This is a genomic window from Mesorhizobium sp. M0563 (assembly GCF_040321065.1).
In the GTDB taxonomy this organism is placed as follows: Bacteria; Pseudomonadota; Alphaproteobacteria; order Rhizobiales; family Rhizobiaceae; genus Mesorhizobium.
This window is the reverse complement of sequence record NZ_JAMYQV010000008.1, coordinates 173,981-192,142: the sequence shown is the minus strand read 5'-3', so window position 1 is coordinate 192,142 and position 18,162 is coordinate 173,981. Positions and strand designations below refer to the sequence as shown.

General features: G+C 63.5%; 15 protein-coding genes and 1 pseudogene. 9 read left to right on the top strand and 7 right to left on the bottom strand.

The genetic code is table 11. The features are described from left to right. Positions 1-105: 105 nt before the first annotated feature. The gene (gene mutS / locus NKI50_RS13590) at positions 106-2,754 is read left to right on the top strand and encodes a DNA mismatch repair protein MutS (RefSeq protein WP_352716841.1); all 2,649 of its coding nucleotides are present in this window, start codon (positions 106-108) and stop codon (positions 2,752-2,754) included. A 223-nt stretch (positions 2,755-2,977) separates the two neighbouring features. Here the strand turns inward: mutS and NKI50_RS13585 are convergent, their stop codons facing one another. The 3 genes from NKI50_RS13585 to NKI50_RS13575 all read right to left on the bottom strand — a co-directional run bounded on the left by NKI50_RS13585 (position 2,978) and on the right by NKI50_RS13575 (position 6,867). After that, positions 2,978-3,823: an aldo/keto reductase gene (locus NKI50_RS13585; RefSeq protein ID WP_352483314.1), complete on the bottom strand. Its 846-nt coding sequence runs from the start codon at positions 3,821-3,823 to the stop codon at positions 2,978-2,980. Positions 3,824-3,932: 109 nt separating this feature from the next. Next, on the bottom strand, positions 3,933-4,319 hold the full coding sequence (gene copM / locus NKI50_RS13580) for a CopM family metallochaperone (RefSeq protein WP_352483313.1): 387 nt from the start codon (positions 4,317-4,319) through the stop codon (positions 3,933-3,935). A gap of 43 nt (positions 4,320-4,362) precedes the next feature. Continuing rightward, positions 4,363-6,867 (bottom strand): heavy metal translocating P-type ATPase, encoded by a 2,505-nt coding sequence (locus NKI50_RS13575; protein ID WP_352548829.1) that lies wholly within the window; start codon positions 6,865-6,867, stop codon positions 4,363-4,365. 227 nt (positions 6,868-7,094) lie between these two features. On the opposite strand from NKI50_RS13575, the gene NKI50_RS13570 reads away from it, so the two are divergent. From NKI50_RS13570 to NKI50_RS13550, 5 genes are all read left to right on the top strand, one after another. Further along, a complete protein-coding gene (locus NKI50_RS13570) occupies positions 7,095-9,893 on the top strand; it encodes a [protein-PII] uridylyltransferase (RefSeq protein WP_352483311.1) in 2,799 nt (932 codons plus the stop codon). 46 nt (positions 9,894-9,939) lie between these two features. Further along, entirely contained in the window at positions 9,940-11,538 is a 1,599-nt protein-coding gene (gene murJ, locus NKI50_RS13565) for a murein biosynthesis integral membrane protein MurJ (protein ID WP_352493727.1), read from the top strand. A gap of 293 nt (positions 11,539-11,831) precedes the next feature. Then, positions 11,832-12,914, top strand: coding sequence for a tryptophan--tRNA ligase (gene trpS / locus NKI50_RS13560; protein ID WP_352716812.1), 1,083 nt, complete (start codon positions 11,832-11,834; stop codon positions 12,912-12,914). Positions 12,915-13,106: 192 nt separating this feature from the next. After that, entirely contained in the window at positions 13,107-13,598 is a 492-nt protein-coding gene (locus NKI50_RS13555) for a universal stress protein (RefSeq protein WP_023717912.1), read from the top strand. A 278-nt stretch (positions 13,599-13,876) separates the two neighbouring features. Further along, a complete protein-coding gene (locus NKI50_RS13550) occupies positions 13,877-14,446 on the top strand; it encodes a NifU family protein (protein WP_023676386.1) in 570 nt (189 codons plus the stop codon). A 167-nt stretch (positions 14,447-14,613) separates the two neighbouring features. On the opposite strand, the gene NKI50_RS13545 is transcribed toward NKI50_RS13550, so the two are convergent. Next, the gene (locus NKI50_RS13545; RefSeq protein WP_023717909.1) at positions 14,614-15,231 is read right to left on the bottom strand and encodes a L,D-transpeptidase; all 618 of its coding nucleotides are present in this window, start codon (positions 15,229-15,231) and stop codon (positions 14,614-14,616) included. Between the two features lie 222 nt (positions 15,232-15,453). Between NKI50_RS13545 and NKI50_RS13540 the strand changes: the two are divergent. After that, positions 15,454-15,537, top strand: a pseudogene (locus NKI50_RS13540) (Cu(I)-responsive transcriptional regulator); the annotation flags it as partial. A 54-nt stretch (positions 15,538-15,591) separates the two neighbouring features. On the opposite strand, the gene NKI50_RS13535 reads toward NKI50_RS13540, so the two are convergent. The 3 genes from NKI50_RS13535 to NKI50_RS13525 form a co-directional block, all read right to left on the bottom strand. Then, complete coding sequence (locus NKI50_RS13535) at positions 15,592-15,717, bottom strand: hypothetical protein (protein WP_352483308.1); 126 nt, start codon at positions 15,715-15,717, stop codon at positions 15,592-15,594. Then, positions 15,718-15,846 (bottom strand): hypothetical protein, encoded by a 129-nt coding sequence (locus NKI50_RS13530; RefSeq protein ID WP_352590769.1) that lies wholly within the window; start codon positions 15,844-15,846, stop codon positions 15,718-15,720. Between the two features lie 162 nt (positions 15,847-16,008). Beyond that, the gene (locus NKI50_RS13525) at positions 16,009-16,335 is read right to left on the bottom strand and encodes a GYD domain-containing protein (RefSeq protein WP_352483306.1); all 327 of its coding nucleotides are present in this window, start codon (positions 16,333-16,335) and stop codon (positions 16,009-16,011) included. 152 nt (positions 16,336-16,487) lie between these two features. Here NKI50_RS13525 and NKI50_RS13520 point away from each other — a divergent pair, with 152 nt between their 5' ends. Further along, on the top strand, positions 16,488-16,787 hold the full coding sequence (locus NKI50_RS13520) for a DUF1330 domain-containing protein (protein WP_023717905.1): 300 nt from the start codon (positions 16,488-16,490) through the stop codon (positions 16,785-16,787). Positions 16,788-17,612: 825 nt separating this feature from the next. Continuing rightward, positions 17,613-18,113 (top strand): MmcB family DNA repair protein, encoded by a 501-nt coding sequence (locus NKI50_RS13515; RefSeq protein ID WP_352493730.1) that lies wholly within the window; start codon positions 17,613-17,615, stop codon positions 18,111-18,113. Positions 18,114-18,162 lie beyond the last annotated feature (49 nt).

Sequence of the window (18,162 nt, the reverse complement as noted above, 5' to 3'; positions counted from 1 at the left end):
TAAACCGCCAAGCATGGCTTGGAAAATTTTGGAAGCAGCTTTTTGAACGACGAGACGCCCATTCGAAGCGACAACGCCACGCCGGCCTTCGCGCCGGCGACGCCGATGATGGAGCAGTACATCGAGATCAAGGCGGCGAACCCGGATTCGCTGCTGTTCTACCGCATGGGCGATTTCTACGAGCTGTTCTTCGACGATGCCGAGAAGGCAAGCCGGGCGCTCGGCATCGTGCTGACCAAGCGCGGCAAGCACCAGGGGCTCGACATCCCGATGTGCGGCGGTCCGGTGGACCCCCCCGACGATTATTTGCAGAAGCTGATCGGCCAGGGGTTCCGCGTCGCCGTCTGCGAGCAGATCGAGGATCCAGCCGAGGCCAGGAAGCGCGGCGGCAAATCGGTGGTGCGCCGCGATGTTGTGCGGCTGGTGACGCCAGGCACCATCACCGAGGACAAACTGCTGGCGCCGTCGGAATCGAGTTTTCTGATGGCGCTGGGACGGGTCAAGGGCGGCGCCGAGCATTCCTTCGCGTTGGCCTGGATCGAGATCTCGACCGGTGTCTTCCGCGTCGCTGAAACCACCGCCGACCGGCTGCTCGCCGACGTCTTCCGTGTCGATCCGCGCGAGCTGATCGTCGCCGAACCGGTGTTTTACGACCCGGAGCTGAAACCGGTGTTCGACGTGCTCGGCCGCGTCGCCAGCCCGCAGCCGCCGTCGCTGTTCGATTCGGCTTCGGCCGCCGGCCGCATCGCCCGCTTCTTCGAGGTGGCGACGCCTGACAGTTTCGGCTCGTTTTCGCGCGCCGAGCTGTCGGCGATCTCAGGCGTCATCGCGTATGTCGAGAAGACGCAGAAAGCGGAGCGGCCGCCGCTGTCGCGGCCGGAGCGCGAGGAGCAGGGATCGACACTGTTCATCGACCCGGCGACGCGCGCCAATCTGGAGCTGCTGCGCACGCTGTCCGGCAGCCGCGAGGGGTCGCTGTTCAAGGCGATCGACCGCACGGTGACCGGTGGCGGCGCAAGGCTGCTCGCTGACCGGCTGATGGCGCCGCTGACCGACCCGGCGGCAATCGCTGCAAGGCTGGATTCGGTGTCGTTCTTCCGCTCCGAGACGCGCCTCTGCCAGGCGGTGCGGGCCAGCCTGAAGAGCGTCGCCGACATGCCGCGCGCGCTGTCCAGGCTGGCGCTCAACCGCGGGGGTCCGCGCGATCTCGGCGCGCTGCGCGCCGGTTTCGAAGCGGCCGGCGCCATCGCCGGACTGTTCGGGCAAACCGCCTTGCCCGCCGAACTGGCGGCGGCGCTAGCGGCCATCAAGGCACTGCCCGGCGCGCTGGCGACGCATCTGGCACAGGCGCTCAGCGACGAGCTGCCGCTGCTCAAGCGCGACGGCGGCTTCGTCCGTTCCGGTTACCACGCCGAACTCGATGAGATGCGGGCACTGCGCGACGAGTCGCGAAAAGTGATCGCCGGGCTGGAGCGCTCGCTGATCGACGAGACCGGCATCCGCTCGCTGAAGATCAGGCACAACAATGTGCTGGGATACTACATCGAAGTCACCGCCAACCACCATGCGCTGATGACCGGCAGCGACGGCGCCAAGGCGCGCTTCATCCACCGCCAGACCATGGCCAACGCCATGCGCTTCACCACCACGGAACTCGCCGAGCTGGAATCGAAGATCGCCAATGCCGCCGACCGGGCGCTGGCGATCGAGCTTGCCGCTTTCGAGGCGCTGACGGCGGAAGTCGTCGGCCAGGCCGACAGGATCCGCGCCGGCGCCGAAGCGCTCGCCGCGCTCGACGTTTCGGCAGCCCTTGCCTTGCTTTCCGAAAGCGAGGCCTGGTGCCGGCCGCTGGTCGATGCGAGCCTTGCCTTCGAGATTTCGGGCGGACGCCATCCGGTGGTCGAACAGGCACTGCGGCGTTCCGGCGAAGGCCCGTTCGTCGCCAATGATTGCGATCTGTCGCCGCAAGGCGATGCCAAGGCCGGCGCGATCTGGCTGCTGACCGGCCCCAATATGGGCGGCAAGTCGACCTTTCTCAGGCAAAACGCGCTGATCGCCATCCTTGCCCAGACCGGCTCCTTCGTGCCGGCGGCATCAGCCCATATCGGCGTCGTCGACCGGCTGTTTTCGCGGGTCGGCGCCTCCGACGATCTGGCGCGCGGCCGCTCGACCTTCATGGTCGAGATGGTCGAGACAGCGGCGATCCTCAACCAGGCCGGCGAACGCGCACTGGTCATCCTCGACGAGATCGGCCGCGGCACCGCCACTTTCGACGGCCTCTCGATCGCCTGGGCGGCGGTCGAATATTTGCACGAGAAGAACCGCTGCCGGGCGATCTTCGCCACGCATTTCCACGAGATGACGGCGCTCGCCGGAAAACTGCCGCGGCTCTCCAACGTCACCATGCGGGTCAAGGAATGGGAGGGCGACGTGGTCTTCCTGCACGAGGTCGGCAAGGGTGCCGCCGACCGTTCCTACGGCGTCCAGGTAGCGCGGCTTGCCGGCTTGCCGGAAGCCGTCGTCGGCCGGGCCAAAGAAGTGCTGCACCAGCTTGAAGCCGGCGAGGTCTCGGGCAAGGCCAACCGTCTGGTCGACGACCTGCCGCTGTTTTCCGTGGCGGCGAAGCGGGAAGCGTCGAAGCCGGCCAGGAGTGATGGGCTGGGTGAAGCGCTAGCGGAGATCAATCCCGACGAGATGACGCCACGCGAGGCGCTGGAAGCGCTGTACCGGCTGAAGGGGCTTGTGGGGAAGTAGTGCTCGTCCGATAGCGCTCTACGGCGCCCCCCTCTGTCCTGCCGGACATCTCCCCCTCAAGGGGGGAGATTGGCAGTTTCGCTGACAGCGCTTTTTCCTTCGACGTTCGAAGTTGGCGAAAGCCGATGCGAGATCCAATCTCCCCCTCAGTGGGGGAGATGTCCGGCAGGACAGAGGGGGGTGTGACGGAACGCTGCTTTGGCTTGCCTTCCGCCCCACCCCCTCAAATCATCGCCAGGCCCGACTTCCGCCTCGGCGGTGGGAAGGCGCGGTCAATTTCGGCGAAATCTTCGCTCGTGAGCTCGATGTCCAACGCCGCGACATTCTGCCGGACATGCTCCGGGCGGCTAGCTTTGGGAATGGCGATCACCCCGTCCTGCGCCATCACCCAGGCAAGCGCGATCTGCGCCGGCGTCGCACCGTGGCGAGCGGCGATGGCATCTAACCTGGCATTGCGCGCCAATACCCCCTGATCGACCGGCGAATAGGCCATCAGCGGCATACCGCGTTGCCGGCTCCACGGGGCGAGGTCGAACTCGACGCCGCGCTGCGACAGATTGTAGAGCACCTGATTGGTCTGGACGTTGCCGCCGGCCGGCAATCGGACCAGCTCTTCCATCTCGCCGGTATCGAAATTGCTGACGCCCCAATGGCGGATCTTGCCGGCTGCCTTCAACGCTTCGAATGCCTCGACCGTTTCCGTCAAGGGCACGCTGCCCGGCCAATGCAGCAGATAAAGATCGATGCGGTCGGTGGCGAGATGCCTCAGGCTGTTCTCGCAGGCCCGTTTCACGCCGGCGCGCGAGGCATTGGACGGCAGCACCTTGGAGACCAGGAAAACCTCGTCGCGGCGACCAGCGATGGCCTCCGCCACCACCTCCTCGGCACCGCCGCTGGCATACATTTCGGCGGTGTCGATCAGCGTCATGCCGAGATCCAGCCCGAGCTTCAGGGCATTGGCCTCGTCGGTACGGCGGCGGCCGTCTTCGCCCATCTTCCAGGTGCCCTGGCCGAGCACCGGCACGGCTTCGCCGCAGGGCAGGGTGGTCGTTCGTATCGTCGATGGCATGGCATGCTCCAGTCCGAGGCCCGGATAGCACCATAGCCGCCAAGGGAAATCCAGGTGAAGCAGAAATCCAGGTGAAGCCTCTCGCCTGGATTCCCCGACAGCGTGACGCCTACTTCACCGGATGGGCGGCGAGCCAGTCCTGCATCTGCTTGATCTCGGCTTGCTGCGCGGCGATCACCGCTTCGGCCAGCTTGCGGATTTCCGGATCCTTGCCATTGGCGAGCTCGACCTTGGCCATGTCGATGGCAGCCTGGTGATGCGGGATCATGCCGCGGGCGAAATCGACATCGGCATTGCCGGAATATTCGATCGCCATCATGTCGGTATGCATCTTGTCCATCGCCGCCTTGTAGCCCTCGGTCGAGGGGCTCTGCGCGCCCATGCCGCCCATGTCGTGCTTCATCTCCTCGGCTTGTGCAGGAACGCTTTCGAGGAAAACAGCAAGCAGCATTCCCGCCGCCATCATCAGCAGCACGATCTTCTTGGCCAAGGTCATTCATCGTCTCCTTTTTTGAACAGGGTGTATCTGGAAGTTTTACTCAGAGTTTCAATGTCCTGAGCCGCAATGCGTTGGCGATGACCGAAACCGAAGACAGGCTCATCGCCGCCGCCGCAATCATCGGCGACAACAGCGTGCCGGTGAGCGGATAAAGCACGCCGGCAGCCACCGGCACGCCAAGCACATTGTAGAGAAAAGCGAAAAACAGGTTCTGGCGGATGTTGCGGATCGTCGCGCGGGCCAGCGTCCTGGCCCTGACGATACCGTTGAGATCGCCCTTGACCAGCGTAATCCCCGCACTTTCGACCGCAACATCGGCGCCGGTGCCCATGGCGATGCCGACATCGGCGGCGGCAAGTGCCGGCGCATCGTTGACGCCATCGCCGGCCATGGCGACGCCGGCACCGCCGGCGCGCAACTCCTCGACCAGCGCGTTCTTCTGTTCGGGCAAAAGCCCGGCATGCACCGCGTCGATGCCGAGCTTGGCGGCGATGGCCTTGGCGGTGCGCTCATTGTCGCCGGTCGCCATGACGATCTTCAGCCCGCTGTCATGCAGCGCCTTGATCGCCTCGGCGGTGGTCGCCTTGATCGGGTCGGCGACGGCGACGAGGCCGGCGAGCTTGCTTGCGACAGCGACGAACATCGCGGTCTTGCCGTCGGACTGCAGCGCCTCGGCACTGGCCAGGACCGAAGCCGTATCGATGCCGAGATCGGCCATCATCGCGGCATTGCCAAGCGCCACCTTCTGTCCCGAAACCGTGCCGGAAACACCCTTGCCGGTGACAGCCTCGAAACCGCTCGCGTCGGGGACCTTCACCCCGCGTCCGCGGGCGCCGTCAACGATCGCCTCGGCCAGCGGATGCTCCGAGCCTTTTTCCAGCCCGGCGGCGAGCGCCAGCAACTCGTCTTGCGCCATGCCTTCGACGGCAACGACGTCGGTCAGTCGCGGCCGGCCTTCGGTCAGCGTTCCCGTCTTGTCGACGATCAGCGTATCGACCGAGGCAAAGCGCTCGAGCGCCGCCGCTTCCTTGATCAGCACGCCGGCATGCGCGCCGCGCCCGGTGGCGGTCATGATCGACATTGGCGTCGCAAGGCCGAGTGCACACGGACAGGCGATGATCAGAACCGAGACCGCCGAGACGATGGCAAACACCAGGCTGGGTTCCGGTCCGACGATCGCCCAGGCTACAAACGCAATGATCGCAACGAGAACAACGGCCGGGACGAAGTAGAACGAGACGCGGTCGGCCAACCCCTGGATCGGCGCGCGCGACCGCTGCGCCTTGGCGACCAGTTCGACGATGCGCGCCAGTGTCGTCTCGGCGCCGATCTTTTCGGCGCGCATGATCAGTGAGCCATTCTTGTTGAGCGTGCCGCCGGTGAGGTTGTCGCCTTCGGTCTTTTCGACCGGCAGCGGCTCGCCCGTGATCATCGATTCGTCGACGGAAGAGCGCCCTTCAAGCACAATGCCGTCGACCGGTACAGCGTCACCTGGGCGGATGCGCAGGCGGTCGCCGGCCTTGACAATATCGAGCGGCACGTCGTTTTCGGAACCGTCCGCGCCGATCAGCCGCGCCGTCTTCGGCGCCAGGTCGAGCAGCGCACGGATCGCCGAGCCGGTTTTCTCGCGGGCACGCAATTCCAGCACCTGGCCGAGGAACACCAGCGCGACGATTACCGCCGCCGCCTCGAAATAGACCGGCACGGTGCCGTCATGGCCGCGGAACTGGTGCGGAAAGAGGCCTGGAAACAGTGTGGCGACGACACTGTAGAGATAGGCGGCACCGACGCCGAGCGAAATCAGCGTCCACATATTGGGGCTGCGATTGAGGATCGAATCCCAGCCGCGGTGGAAGAACGGGAATGCCGCCCACAGCACCACGGGGCTCGCCAGCGCCAGCTCCAGCCAGACCTTCGCGCGGTCGTCGATGAAGGCCTGGAATGTCAGGCCGAGCATCGGTGCCATGGCGATGACCAGCAACGGCACGGACAGCACCGCGCTCACCCAGAAGCGCCTGGTGAAATCGACCAGTTCGGGGTTAGGCCCCTCGTCGCCGGTCGGCACGCCCATCGGCTCCAGCGCCATGCCGCAGATCGGGCAGGAGCCGGGCTTGTCGCGGATGATTTCGGGATGCATCGGGCAGGTGTATTGCGTGCCCTTGGGCATCGCCTGCGGCGCCGGCTTGTCGCCGAGATATTTTGCCGGCTCGGCCTCGAACTTCGGCTTGCAGCCGGCGGAGCAGAAATAGAAGCCTTGGCCCTCGTGGCGCAAAAAGTGCTTGGCCGTGGCGCGATCGACGCTCATGCCGCAGACGGGATCGGTTGCGGTCAGATATTTTTCAGGTTCGGCGACGAATTTCGAACGGCAGCTTTCGCTGCAGAAATGATAGCGATGGCCGTCATGCCCGGCGGTCGGCTTGCCGGCGGCCGGATCGACGGTCATGCCGCAGACCGGATCCCGGACGACGGCGTCCGCGGCAGGCGAGGCGCTCTTTGCCGAGCAGCAGCTGCCATGGCTGTGATGATCGTGGTCGGAATGCGTCATGCCGAAAGCCCCTGTATTTCGATGTTGCAGCGGAGGTAGTGCTTCCAGTAACTGGAAGGTCAAGGGCCGATTTTCGATTTTTCGCGGCCAGGCCCAAACCGAACCGGCTGCGGGCACGAGACGATCGTCCCGTCGGCGGCCGCGGAGAACGCGTCCGTCCGCCCCATACCCAGCGCCGCGAAAACGCGCTATAGACGCCGCCGAAACGGCGAGGCCGAACGGCATTTATGGCAAGAATATCCCTGAAGCTCGAGGAACTGATCGACGGCGAAGCCTTGCGCCGCGAGATGACCGAACTGACCGCGGCCACGGCAGGCGACGGTTCGGGCAAGGCCGCGCGCGGCGGCGTCCTCAAGCTGCTCAAAAGCCGGCTCGCCGACGGGCGCACTGTCGCCGAACGCATGCTGATGGACGACGGCAGCGGCACCGCCTGCGCCGCCCGGCTGTCGCATCTGATGGATGAGATCATCCGTGCGCTCTACGATTTCGCTGCCACCCATGTCTACCGCGTGAAAAACCCATCGTCGGCCGAGCGCATGGCGGTCGTTGCCGTCGGCGGCTATGGCCGCGGCACGCTGGCGCCGGGCTCCGACATCGACCTGCTGTTCCTGCTGCCCTACAAGCAGACGCCATGGGGCGAGCAGATCGTCGAATATATGCTCTACATGCTGTGGGACCTCGGGCTGAAGGTCGGCCACGCGACGCGCAACATCGACGAGTGCCTCAGGCTGTCGCGCACCGACATCACCATCCGCACCTCGATCCTGGAGGCGCGGTTCCTGTGGGGCGAGCAAAAGCTCTATGACGAGCTTCTGCAGCGCTTCGACCACGAGGTGGTGCGCACCACCGGCCCCGAATATGTCCAGGCCAAGCTTGCCGAACGCGACGAGCGTCACGCCAAGGCCGGCGAGAGCCGTTACCTGGTCGAACCTAACGTCAAGGACGGCAAGGGCGGCCTGCGCGACCTGCAGACGCTGTTCTGGATCGCCAAATATTTCTACCGGGTGCGCACCGGCGAGGAACTGGTCGACAAGGGCGTCTTTACCGACGCCGAATACAGGGAATTCCAGAAGGCCGAGGACTTCCTGTGGGCGGTGCGCTGCCACATGCATTTCCTCACCGGCAAGGCGGAGGAGCGGCTGCATTTCGACATCCAGCGCGACATCGCTGAGCGGCTCGGCTACACCACCCATCCCGGCCTGTCGGCGGTCGAGCGCTTCATGAAGCACTACTTCCTCGTCGCCAAGGATGTCGGCGACCTGACCCGCATTTTCTGCGCCGCGCTGGAAGAGGAGCAGGCCAAGCATGTGCCGGGCTTCAACCGCATCTTTCTCACCTTCTCGCGGCGCAAGCGCAAGCTCGCCGGCACGGCCGATTTCATCGTCGACAACCACCGCATCAACATTGCCGACGACGAGGTGTTCGAGCGCGATCCGGTCAACCTGCTCAGGCTGTTCTGGTTTGCCGACAAGCACGGCCTGGAATTCCACCCCGATGCGCTGAAGCTTTTGACCCGCTCTCTCGGCCTCGTCGGCAAGGCGCTCAGGCGCGACGAGGAGGCCAACCGGCTGTTCCTCGACATCTTGACCTCGGACCGCAACGCCGAGCTCAATCTGCGGCGAATGAACGAGGCCGGACTGCTTGCCAAGCTGATCCCGGACTTCGGCAAGATCGTCGCCATGATGCAGTTCTCGATGTATCACCACTACACCGTGGACGAGCATTTGATCCGCTGCATCGGCGTGCTGGCCGAGATCGAGCGCGGCGACGGCGAAAAGGTGCATCCGCTTTCCCACGCGCTGATGCCGGGGCTGAAGAAGAGCCGCGAGGCGCTCTATGTCGCCGTGCTGCTGCACGACATCGCCAAGGGCAGGCCTGAGGACCATTCGCAAGCCGGCGCCAGAATCGCGCGGCGCATCTGCCCGCATATGGGGCTCTCGCCGGCCGACACCGAAACGGTCGCCTGGCTGGTCGAGAACCACCTCGTCATGTCGATGACGGCGCAGACCCGCGATCTCAACGACCGCAAGACGATCGAGGATTTTGCCGCCATCGTGCAGTCGGTCGAACGGCTGAAGATGCTTTTGGTGCTTACCGTCTGCGATATCCGTGGCGTCGGGCCGGGGGTCTGGAACGGTTGGAAAGGCCAGCTGCTGCGTACGCTCTACTATGAGACCGAGCTTTTGTTGACCGGCGGGTTTTCGGAGGTGTCGCGCGCCAAGCGGACTGCGGCGGCGCGCGAACAACTGGCCGAGGCACTTGCCGACTGGCCGGAAAAGGCCCGCAAGCGTTATGTCGGCCAGCACTACGAGAACTATCTGCTGGCGGTCGATCTTCCCGACCAGCTGCGCCATGCCGAATTCATCCGCGAGGCCGATCACGCCGGCAAGAAGCTCGCCACCATGGTCAAGACCCACCAGTTCGAGGCGGTGACCGAGATCACGGTGCTGGCGCAGGACCATCCGCGCCTGCTCTCGGTGATTGCCGGCGCCTGTGCTGCGGCCGGCGGCAACATCGTCGACGCGCAGATATTCACCACTTCGGACGGCCGCGCGCTCGACACCATCCTGATCTCCAGGGAGTTCGACCGCGACGAGGACGAGCGTCGCCGTGCCGAGCGCGTCGGCCGGCTGATCGAGGACGTGCTGTCGGGCAAGAGCTGGCTGCCCGAAATGATCGAGAAGCGCACCAAGCCACGGCGCGGCGCCAAGGTCTTCCGCATCCCGCCACGCGCCGAGATCCGCAACACCCTGTCGAACCGGTTCTCGGTGATCGAGGTCGAAGGACTGGACAGGCCGGGCCTTCTGTCGGAGATCACCGGCATGTTGTCGGACCTGTCGCTCGACATCGCCTCGGCCCACATCACCACCTTCGGCGAAAAGGTCATCGACACGTTCTACGTCACCGATCTCACCGGCCAGAAGATCGACAGCCCGTCGCGTACGGCGACCATCCGCAACAGGCTGATCGCGGTGCTCGAGGGCACGGCGTCCGAGCGCGGCAAGACCAAAACGGCCGCCGAGTGACTGTTACCTTCCATTTGCCCCAATCCCACAGGCAGTCTTCAAGCGCATGAGCCTTGTCAAGAAATTCGCCACGGTCGCTTCCGGCACGCTGATGAGCCGCGCCCTCGGCTTTGGCCGCGAGATGCTGATGGCTGCCGCACTCGGCACCGGGCCGATCGCCGACGCCTTCAACGCCGCCTTCCAGTTTCCCAACACCTTTCGCCGGCTGTTCGCCGAAGGCGCCTTCAACGCCGCCTTCGTGCCGCTGTTCGCCAAAGAGATCGAGACGCACGGCACCGACGGCGCCAAGCGTTTTTCCGAAGAGGTGTTCGGCGTCTTGTTCACCGCGCTTCTGGCGCTAACCATCGCCATGGAATTGGCGATGCCGCTGATCGTGCGCTACCTGGTGGCGCCGGGCTTTGCCGACACGCCCGGAAAATTCGAGATGACGGTGGCACTGGCGACCGTCATGTTCCCTTACCTGATCTGCATGTCGCTCGGCGCCATGATGGCCGGCATGCTGAATTCGCTGCGCCGCTATTTCGCCGCCGCGGTGGCGCCGGTGTTCCTCAACATCATCCTCATCGCCGTGCTTGCCTATGCCTGGTACAAGGGTTCGGACGCCCGCACCGTCGGTTTCGGGCTGGCCTGGGGCGTACTGGCGGCCGGCTTGGTGCAGCTGGCGATCGTCTGGGCGGCGGTGCGCCATGCCGGCATTTCGATCGGCTTCCGCCGGCCGAAGATGACGCCCAGCGTCAAGCGGCTGCTGATCCTGGCACTGCCGGCGGCGATCACCGGCGGCATCACCCAGATCAACCAGCTGATTGGCACGGCGATCGCGTCGGCGCAGGACAGCGCGGTGTCGTCGCTGGCCTATGCCGACCGCGTTTACCAGCTGCCGCTGGGCGTTGTCGGCGTCGCCGTCGCCATCGTGCTTTTGCCGGAACTGTCGCGGGCGCTGAAGTCAGGCAATCTGGTCGAGGCGGCCAATCTGCAGAACCGCTCGGTCGAGTTCACCCTGTTCATGACCTTGCCGGCGGCGGCCGCCCTGCTGGTCATGTCCGAGCCGATCGTGCGGCTGGTCTATGAGCGCGGCGCCTTCGCCGCCAACAATTCGACGCCGACGGTCGCGGCAATCCTGGCGATCTTCGGCCTCGGTCTGCCGGCCTTCGTGCTGATCAAGGCCTTCACCCCAGGCTATTTCGCCCGCGAGGACACGCGCACGCCGATGATTTTCGCCGCCATCTCGGTGGCGGTTAACATTACGACGGCACTGACGCTGTTTCCGACGATGGGCGCGCCCGGCATTGCCGTTGCCTCCGCCGTCGCCGGCTGGGTCAATGCGGCGATGCTGCTGGCCGTGCTGATCCGGCGCGGCCACTGGGGCCGCGACTTGCCGCTCATGAAACGCATCCCGCGGCTGGTGCTGTCGGCGGCGGTGATGGCGGCGGCGCTCTATTTTGCCGAGCACTGGTTCGCCGCAAGTCTCGGCTCGGGCTCGCCGCTGGTGATCAAGGCGGTAACGCTGCTTGCGCTCGTCGCCGGCGGGGCGCTGCTTTACTTCGTCACTGCGTTTGCCACCGGGGGTGCGGATTTCGGCATGATCCGCCGCAATATCGGGCGTAAAGGCTCCCAGCCGGTCAAGGAGCAATCTCCGGATTCGTGAGGCGGAAAATTCGTCAGGTCCAATTTTGTTCTTGCTTTGTGCCTGCAGCTATGCTACTAATTTGCGTATGGTGCTGATTCGCACCGACGACCCCGCCGCAAGGCGGGTTTTTGATTCTGGTCGGCGCCATCCCCTTCAAACAGCCTTCTGTGGCGTCTTGCTCGGCCACGGTCAAAGCCCCGCGCGGCCTAGCCAACACCCCTCTTGATCGTCTCCTCGCTCTCGTCCATAAGCGCGCCGTCGCAAGACTTTCGCCGCGCGCGAAACGGCCCTCCACAAGCCAGGGATACACCATGACCGGCCTCAACCAGCCCGCCTTCAAGCCACTCGTCTTTTCCGGCGTCCAGCCAACCGGCAATCTGCATCTCGGCAATTATCTCGGCGCCATCAAGAAATTCGTCGCCCTGCAGGACACCTCCGACTGCATCTACTGCGTCGTCGACCTGCATTCGCTGACCGCGCAGCTCGTCTATGAGGATCTTCAGGACCAGACGCGTTCGATCACCGCGGCGTTTCTCGCCTCCGGCATCGATCCGACCAAGCACATCGTCTTCAACCAGTCGCGGGTGATGCAGCACGCCGAGCTTGCCTGGATCTTCAACTGCGTGGCGCGCATTGGCTGGATGAACAGGATGACGCAGTTCAAGGACAAGGCCGGCAAGGACCGCGAGAACGCCTCGCTCGGCCTGCTCGCCTACCCCTCCCTGATGGCCGCCGATATCCTCGTCTACCGCGCCACCCATGTGCCGGTCGGCGACGACCAGAAGCAGCATCTGGAGCTGACCCGCGACATTGCGCAGAAATTCAACAACGATTTTTCGGACCGTATCGCGGCGATTGGTGTCGGCGTCGAGATGCAGGTGGGCGAAGAGACGGTGAACGGCTATTTTCCGCTGACCGAGCCGGTCATCGGCGGCCCGGCGGCGCGCATCATGTCGCTGCGCGACGGTTCGAAAAAGATGTCGAAGTCCGACCCGTCGGACCTGTCGCGCATCAACCTGACCGACGATGCCGACGCCATCTCGAAGAAGATCCGCAAGGCCAAGACGGACCCGGAGGCTTTGCCCGGCGAACTGGACGGGCTTGCCGGCCGGCCGGAAGCGGAAAACCTCGTCGGCATCTATGCCGGCCTCGCCGAAATATCGAAAGAGGCGGTGCTGAAGGAATTCGGCGGCCAGCAGTTTTCGGTGTTCAAGCCGGCGCTGGCCGATCTCGCGGTGGAAAAGCTGGCGCCGATCGCCGGCGAGATGCGCCGCATCTCCGGCGACCGCGCCTATGTCGACGCGGTGCTGCGGGATGGCGGCGAGCGTGCCGGCACATTGGCCGAAGCGACGATGAAGACCGTGCGCGACATTATCGGCCTGCTGCAAGGCTAATTTATGTCGCGCAAAAGTGTGCAGCGGTTTTGCGATAACGACATGCATAGAACAAGAACCTGAAGCGCGTCGCATGAGGCCGGTCGAACGCGACGCGCTTTAAGCTGCACCAATATCGCCACAGCCGCCGGTCGCTTGCGGGCGGGCTGTGGCGGTGGCAGATTGCGGCCGAAACCATCGAGCAGGGTGAATATGGTCTCCAAACGCCTCAGCCGCGAAGCCGGTCATCGCCGCAAGTTCCTGGCGATCATCGACGACACGCCGGAATGCGAGCGCGCCGTCGCCTACGCCTCGAAGCGGGCGCAAAGCACGGGCGGCGTGTTGGTGCTGCTCTATGTCATCGAGCCGGATGATTTCCAGCACTGGCTGGGCGTCGAGAAGATCATGCGCGAGGAGGCGACCGCCACGGCGCGCGCCGCGCTCGACAGCTACGCCAACAAGGTGCGCCAGAAGCTCGGCATCGAGCCGGAACTGGTGGTGCGCGAAGGCAAGCCGACGGAAGAGATCCACAAGCTGATCGAGGAAGACCAGGACATCGCCATCCTGGTGCTGGCGGCAGGCGCCGGCAAGGAAGGGCCTGGGCCGCTGGTCGGCGCGGTTGCCGGCAAGGGCGCCGCCTTTCCGATTCCAGTGACTGTGGTGCCGCAGAACCTGTCGGACGAGGAGATCGACAGCCTCGCCTGAGATGTGCCGATATTCAGGTGAGGCCGGCCTACAAATGGCGGCTTCCTGCGCTTCCGGTGCTCACGTACCAAAAGTACGCTCCGCTCCGGTTCTCGGAAACCATCATTTTCGGCTCGGCCTGACCTGAATCTCAACACATCTCCAATTGTTTCAGCGAGCTAGCAAAACATTCCACCAGCCAGCCGTTCCCCGCGATGCCTTTCGCTTGAATGTCGGGCGGATAAAGCCTAATTAGAATTATTCCAAACTAGCTGCCCGAAACGGGCACGGAGATGGCCATGTTCATCCAGACCGAGTCGACGCCAAACCCGGCGACGCTGAAATTCCTGCCCGGCAAGGAAGTGCTGCAAGAAGGCACCGCCGATTTCCGCGATGCCGACAGCGCCGCGACGGCTTCGCCGCTGGCCGGCCGTCTGTTCGAGATCCCCGGCGTCACCGGCGTCTTCTTCGGCTATGATTTCATCACCGTGACCAAGGACGGTCCCGACTGGCAGCATCTGAAGCCGGCTATCCTCGGCGCCATCATGGAGCATTTCATGTCCGGCGCCCCGGTGATGGCCAAGGCCGGCCCCGCCGCCGAGACCAGCCAGACCGGCGAATTCTACGACAAGGCCGACGAGGAGCTGGTCGTCACCATCAAGGAGCTGCTCGACACGCGGGTGCGCCCGGCGGTGGCCCAGGATGGCGGCGACATTACCTTCCGCGGCTTCGAGAACGGCACCGTATTCCTGCACATGAAGGGCGCCTGCGCCGGTTGCCCGTCCTCGACGGCGACGCTGAAGCACGGCATCCAGAACCTGCTCCGGCACTTTGTGCCGGAAGTGCAGCACGTCGAACAGGTCTCCTGACGCGCCGTTCCATCGTCAACGTCGATAGACAACAAAAAACCGGGCCAAAGTGCCCGGTTTTCTGTTTGCGACGTCTGTGTGTTGCCTAGACGGTCCGCGTATAAAGCTCTTCTTGTTTGACCATGATCTTGTCCGAAAACCGGGTCCCGCTTTTCGGGATCATGGTCTTACAGCACAATGACCTTGGCGCCGACCGAGGTGCGGTCGTAGAGGTCGATAATGTCCTGGTTCATCAGCCGGATGCAGCCCGACGACATCGCCTTGCCGATCGAATTCCATTCCGGGCTGCCATGCAGGCGGTAGCCCATGTCGCCGCCCTTGTTGAACAGGTACATGGCGCGCGCGCCGAGCGGGTTCTTCAACCCCGGCTCCATGCCGCCGGCAAACTTGGCCAGCTCCGGCTGTCGCCTGATCATCTGCGAAGGCGGCGTCCAGGTCGGCCATTCGCGCTTTAGTGCGATACGGGCGGTGCCGTGCCATTCGAAACCTTCACGGCCGACGCCGATGCCGTAGCGCATCGCTTCGCCGTCGCCCATGACGAAATAGAGGAACTTGTTCTGCGTATCGACGATGATGGTGCCCGGCTTTTCCCTGGTGTCGTAGTCGACGATCTGCCGGCGGTATTTGAACGGCACCTTTTCGATCGGGATGCGCGGCAGATGATAGCCGGCATCGGTCACCGCGCCATAGTTGTTGGTGAAGATCTGAGAGCCGATGGTGCTGCAACCGGCGACAGCCGTCGACAGCGCCAGGGCCGCGACGATTGCAAGTGACTTCATGCGCATGAAAAGGTCCGATGCCTGCCCAAACAACAGCGGCTCGAGTCGGCCGCTTTTTTCATCTTCATTCATGCTGGCATTTGCTTTGCTTGCCAAGCGGGCGATGCCTATATCCTTGGGCTTGCGTGCCGGTAAACCTGCGACTATGGCATTTCGGCAACAGCCCCCGCAGGATTATGCTGCAAAATCAATGGGCCAAGAACAAGAACGCCGAGACGGGGAATCACCATGAATGTCGGTGACGCTGGCTGGCGCTCTGGCCGGCCAGCCAAGGCCATCCGTTACTACGAGGAGATCGGCCTGATCTCGCCTGAGACGCGGCCGCTGCAGGAGATAATCCTGACAAGCCTGGTTCAATAGGCCGGTTCAATAAAGAACGCCGCGAAGCACCGTCCAAGCCAGAAGCCCGAACGTGCCGATCACCACCACTGCACCAAGGACCGTGCCGATCTTTTCAGGCAGTCCATCGGGGCGACCAGGATCGTCGGCCATTCAACTATCGATCATGACGTAGGCGGCACCAAACACGGCAACGATGATTGCCCCAAGCACCGCCCATCCTCTAACGGCCGTGCGGATTTCCTCCGGTGTCGCCGATTTGCGTCCGTCATCGTCCGTCATCTAATGCTCCTCGTAAAAATCCCGTGGCCGACATTGAAAGCGCAAGCTGCCGGCGCTGCCAAGAGGGTGCAGCGGACTCTTTTGCGCAAAAGTTTAGGAGCGTGCGCCGTTCGATAGCAAGCGTTACCTAGCCTTCGACACTCCGCAAAGCACGGGCGGCCGTCACGATCCCGGTGGGCGATACCGGATCGACTTCGCCCTGCCAAGCGCTTCCATCGTCTCTTCGACACTTAGCAGCACGGTGGTCTCGTAGGAGCTGAGCGCGCCTCCCGCACCAATGGCAAGCATGACCGATGCCATGGAGACGTTGTCCGGCGCCTCCCACAGATTCCAGCCGTCGTGTTCTCCGAAGGCATACCAGAACCCGTGCAGCTTTCCGCCCACCGACTCGATGTAGGAGCGGGCAGCCTCGCGTCTGTCCTCGGGGTTGTCCATCAAGCGCGCCCACGTTTCGGGCCTGTAGCTGAATCGCGTGAGATACATCGGCATGGTTCGTCTCCTCCCAGAGCTACCCCCACGAATGTAGTAAAGCGCCCCAATCCGGGAGAACGCGAGTCGTTTCCGAGGCGTAGTACCGCTGGCTTAGTTGCGGGACCGCTAATGGACCTGCTTCAATGCCTTTCCTAAGGGGAGTAAGGTCAATGGCAGCCTATCTTATTGCCGATGTCGACATAACCGACGCCGCCGTTTTCGAGGAATACCGCCGGGACGTGCCTGCAACCGAAGCCCGCTACGGGGGAAGGTACATCGCTCGTGGCGGAGCCACCAAAGTGCTGGAAGGCGATTGGGAGCCTCATCGCCTTGTCATCGTCGAATTTCCCGACATGGCCTCGCTCCTCGCATGGTACGACTCTCCGGAATACGGCCGCCTCAAAGCCATCCGCGAACGCTGTGCAAAGACGAGGATCATTGCTCTGGAGGGCATGATGCCGGTTAGTTAGAGGGGGTTGTCAACCAGATAATCGCCGCCCAGAAGGCGGCTATATATTTGACAAACCCGGATGACCGCTGACCAAAGCTCCGCTACAAATCAGCCGTGACGCCCGCGCCTATTAGTAGTTTCATTGGAGCCATGATCCTCAGTTTGGTTGGGGTTCTAGCCTACCGCTGGTTTGGCCCTATCGCGCTGGTTATTGTCGGAGGCATTGGTCTTCCAGCGGTGCTCGCCTGTTCCTTATACCGATTTGATTTGAAAAACCGGAAGGCGCGTGAGTGGCTTAATCCGACAGACAAGAGCTCCTAGACCAGCACTGGCCCCAGCACAAAGGCGATTATCTGGTTGGCAACCCGCCTTGGCAGCGGCGACAAAACATGATTCAAATGCGGTTGTGTTGGGGGAAAACATGATCCGCATAGCCATCGTTATAGCCATTGCCGTCAGTGCATCGGCATGCACTAGCCAGGCGAACGTTCCTTATGACACGAGTAAAAAAACCTGTAGAATCTATGTTGAGCCGGGGTCAGGCCACAAGCGTGAACTTTGTCTTCCGGACACTCCAAATAAATACTGTGTGCGTGCTTATTATATAAACACACCAGGTGGAGAAAGGGTAATGTGCGGCCCACTAACCCGCAAGGCAACCACTGCCGAGGGTCGTGCCAGACAGCTTGCAGGCAGTAAATACCCGTAGGAAAACACCCACGGTGGGCCGCTTGCGCTTCAGGGTTCTGCACCGGCGGTGTCCCGTTCTGGTTGGGTTTGTCAACCGGATAATCGCCCCAAAAACCGGGTTCAAACCGTGAACAAAATCTGACATGGTGCGGCCATGCCTATCATCTCACCTCTACCCCTCAACCCCCTTCTCGACGGTCGCCAGTCGGAGCGTGCCATGCTGGTCAGGCGTGGCGTGCAGCGGCTGCTCAAGCAGATGGGCGCGCATGTCTTGCCCGAACTGTCGCTGGCCACCGGGCGCCGCGCCGATCTCGTAGCGCTGACCCGCCAGGGCGATATCTGGATCATCGAGATCAAATCCTCGATCGAGGATTTCAGGGTCGACCGCAAATGGCCGGACTACCGGCTGCATTCCGACCGCTTCTTCTTCGCCACCCATCCCGGCGTGCCCGCGGAGATCTTTCCGGAAGAGTGCGGCTTCATTCTCTCCGACGGCTATGGTGCCGAGGTCCTGCGCGATGCGCCCGAGCACCGGATGGCGGCGGCGACGCGCAAGGCGCTGATGCTGAGGATCGCGCGCGCCGGTGCCGCGCGGTTGCTGGCGGCGGAGCTTGCCGGGGTGTCGGTGCCGGCGCTGGAGGGTGAGAGCGAGTAGGGGGTTTCCCTCTCCGTAGTCATGGAGGCTTGCGCTGCCCCGGCTGCCG